We start from the raw sequence: 3,991 nt of genomic DNA on the forward strand, positions 1-3,991 counted from the left end.
TGCGGAATGTCGTAGGTGTAGAAGCGGGAATCTGGAGCGCACCTAAGAGTAGTTAATTACGGAAATGAGGTATAATCCCCCCATTTTTTAACCGGGGGGATTTATATAGCCACTCAATTGGTAGCAGCAATTTTTCGCTATAATGCGTTATTATCTCTCCACCACTGCATCCAAACATCAGCCATAATGTTGCAGGCAAATGTGTAATCGGAGAAGTTGGTAGACACTACAGAGTAATAATCCAGATCCCATAACTTTATCTGGCCATTCGTGTTGGCTCCTCCATATTCGTCAAACGCATCCATCATACGTTCCGCAGCCTCCAGACAGGAGTTATCGCCAGAATGCAGAAGCGGATACAACATAAACGCCACCGTTGATGGCACTCCTCGTCGTGATTCCGCCGTACAGTAATCCACCTCCTTTAATCCCCCGTAACCAGAAATCGCATTCAGGGCAAACGTCGTCATATCAAGCACCGAAGCGCGACCTGTGATCCGGCAACCAATGAGATAGTTGTTCCAGGCGTACATCTGGTAGTGCAGATACATGCGCTTCGGCACGTTCTCGACAACGTTATCGGTGATGATATTTCTCACCCCGGCAAAATACGTCGGGCTGGAGAACTGGCCGTCAACCATATTCATCGCCGCTGTATAGTTACCTGACGGATCGGTGCCGGTGGCCACTGCCATCGCCCATGCGCGAAATGCTGCCGCATAGAAGTTGCTGTTTGCTTTACCCACTGCACCAAATGCCGCGTAACAGTCAGACGCCATCCGGTCGATAGCCGTTTTAAGATCGGCCTGTTTTGCCACGTCCCCTTCCTGCACTGCCAGCTGATACAGCCACCATAACTGCGGCAGAACCAGCCTGGAGGCAAACTGGAGAGACTGGTAAGCCTCAGGCGCGCCAAGGTGAATACTGGCGATACCCGCGCCACCGTACTGAGCCAGAGCCCAGGACTGAAATTTTGCGTAAACGCCCGCAAACGTTCCTGTGCGCAGGTGCAATAGCCGGACGATATCCCCCGTGACGGTATTGAATGCCCCATTCGCATTGTCCGTTGCGCTGGCGTCGTGGTCATTCCATGAAGAAAGCCCACAGACAATATTTCCCAGCCGCGACATTAATGCCGCCTGGCGAACGCGGGGGTACACGGAAGACCGGGCAGCAAACCCAACAACCGGATTCAGTTCGACATCGGAGAGTGCAACATTGTCCGTAACCGGCTCATTCAGATGGACACTAAAGCCGACGGTCCACGTCCAGTTTTTTGGTGCGCCCAGGGTTGTTTTAGCTGAACCATAGATAGCGCCAGCCTGCCAGCCACCGTCAAACCGCAGGTAGGAAGTCGTTGCCGTCAGTCCTGCCACCGGCGGACGGTTACCCAGCGTTGCATTCTCTGCCTCATCACGGATGACATCCCCTCCTGCCCAGCGGATGGATACGGAACGGGAGACAGCGTTGTCTGCCCAGATGGCGTTGTACTCGTTACGTATGTTTTTGGTTGCCGTCGAATTCAGCTGAAGCCGGGTCATGCACCCAAAAAGTACGTTTGCAGCCATATCCGTCGTCAGTCGCACCGCCGCATCAATCTGGATATAACCATTACGGAAAATCTTCGTACGGTAGGTGAATTTCAGCAAACCCGCCGCTATTTCCTGATTATCCCCGGCCACACCATTCGTAAACGTGGTTTCGACTTCCGTAAACACCGGCCCGTCACTGATGACTGTGTACTTTGCATCCTGATAATTCACGGCGAAGATAGACCAGGCGCCAGCTGAAAGCCTGATCAGCAGCTGCTGGCAAATTGCCGTGTACGTCATGCCGTCCCTGTTCAGCTTGTAAGGGAGCCATCCTACGATGCTGTCAAAGCGGACCTGGGTTCCATCATCCGCTGTAACCAGAAAACTCGTGCTCGTTTCCTGAACGGTGTGATTTACCGATGATGCTGTCTGCTCTGTCGGGAATGCTTTGATGATGTACTTTTTAGCTTGTCCGGCGGCAAGATTATCCAAGATAAGCAGTTCACCGCTACGAAGAGAATCATCCCCCCAGTAACTCAGGGTTCGACCACGGCGGGGATTAAAGTCCGGCTCCCCGGCCCACTGGCAGGGATAGACTTGTCCGTCGATATCCGTCACCACAATACATTTGTCGTTTGGAACTTCGCCTGCCTTGAACTTGCATTTCACCCTGACAGGGCGAAGGCCGGTTGCAGATCCACTGTTGTTCTTTACCACCGCCTCATAACGCTGGTAAGTCGTCAAACCATCAGAAGACATTTTCGCTCCGTAGAAATTTCCTGTCAGAGTGACAGCCGTATCGGTGGTCAGTGAAACCGCCCCGGCACTGGCCCGGAAAAGATTACTGAAAGGCCGGGTGGCAACGGTTGTGCTTACCTGGCTGAAAACATATCCAGCGAGTTTCTCAGTGACATACTGAATAACACCGGCAGTGGTAAGTGCATATCCCGCCAGGACGACATCAGCATTCATGACAGCCATAATCAGACTGCCGGTTGCCGCTTCATAGGTAATCCCCCTTGTCGTTCCGCTATACAGGGTGGAGGGGGTATAGGCTCCGAAATAGTCGGTTCTGTCACGGATGATACGGGTTGAATCAGCGGGCAGCGCTCCCGGAAGAGTGACAGGGATTTTAAATATCGTTCTTCCCGTGTCAGTATTGACAGACAGGCTGTAGATTCCGACAGGTTGTAGAACAAAGTCGACATAGGGCGAATTAATGGTGTGCCCGGTTATAGATTCACCTTCCAGAAGAGTGACAGTTGAAGCTGTACCTGCTGCATCGACAAGACTCATTACAGCCCGGCGTATATTCGCTGATAGCGATAATTTATCGAGGCTGAAAATACTGTCACCGGCGAAATTGGCACTGAAGTTGACGGATGAACCATAGTTACCCACTGCCCCAAGGTGGTATTTATAGTCTTTGAGGGCCGTAACCAGGTCCCTGTATTTATCGGTAGCATATCGGGCATTCTGCGAACGAAGATCGGCCGCTACTGCACGGGCCAGCATTGCGCCGGTATCCAGTACCAGTTTTTTAGTGATCTGAATGGTAGCGGTGCAGTTCTGATCTGTTGCCACCGTGATATTTCCGGGTTCGGCAAAAAACAGGGTGTATTCCGGAAGTTGTTGCGTCACGGTCGATTTTTGGCTAAGTATCAGGTCCCCGTAGGTTTGCCAGAAATAAGCCTGGGCACCGGCAGCCGTATTCTCAAACCCTGCGCTGGTCATCTCCCCCTGTGCCACGACAATACGAACAACACCTGTAGCGGCATCAAAAGTAATGGTATCAGTGGTATAGGTATAGGCTGCGGAGGCAATACCCACAGCAATACGATTTTCTCTGTCACGCAATACCCTGGATTCGGATGTGGAATATGCTCGGGGAAGGCGCATTGTGCCTTCCAGTACCCAGGTCGCTGCGGAATTGTTACCGGTGACGCTGTTGATCAATGCTGAACGAACAGATACATCAAAAAAAGGAGTGCTCAGCACACCATCGGCAAGGGATTCACCGTTAAAAAATCCACGCCGGAATAATGTTCTTCCTGCACCGGTAATCGTCAAAATACACGCAGCGGTAGCAAAGGATGTCGAAAATGACTGTATGTTAAGTAACGTCATGTCAGCACAGGTCGCAGAACCATTAAGTACTGACGATCCACCTGCAGCAAACTGGCCGAGATACTGACTAAAGTCTGCGGCCAGTGCCCGGCGTTCCGGCATGCTCATGCCATGTAACAGCGCCTGGCGTGCGGCAGAATCTGATGCAAGTCTGGCTGAAATAAGAATGCTGTTATCAATCGCCACCTGAGATGGCATTTTCCGCCCGGTAGGCTGCAGCGTCCCGGCAACGTTCATCACCTCGATTGCGAGCGCGCTATCGTCCGGGCTGCGGTAATACGTGGTCGAGCCCACCGGAATATTCGCGATATCCGCCTGCGCCGCCGCCAGCG

Annotated in this window: 1 protein-coding gene; it reads right to left on the reverse strand. The window is 52.3% G+C overall.

Going from position 1 to position 3,991, the window contains the following annotated elements; translation table 11 throughout:
• Positions 1-137: 137 nt before the first annotated feature.
• On the reverse strand, positions 138-3,953 hold the full coding sequence (locus tag RRF55_RS26820) for a hypothetical protein (RefSeq protein ID WP_439419189.1): 3,816 nt from the start codon (positions 3,951-3,953) through the stop codon (positions 138-140).
• Between the last annotated feature and the right edge of the window lie 38 nt (positions 3,954-3,991).

This window comes from Klebsiella sp. K47 (genome assembly GCF_051858335.1).
GTDB classification, from domain to species: domain Bacteria; phylum Pseudomonadota; class Gammaproteobacteria; order Enterobacterales; family Enterobacteriaceae; genus Klebsiella; species Klebsiella pneumoniae.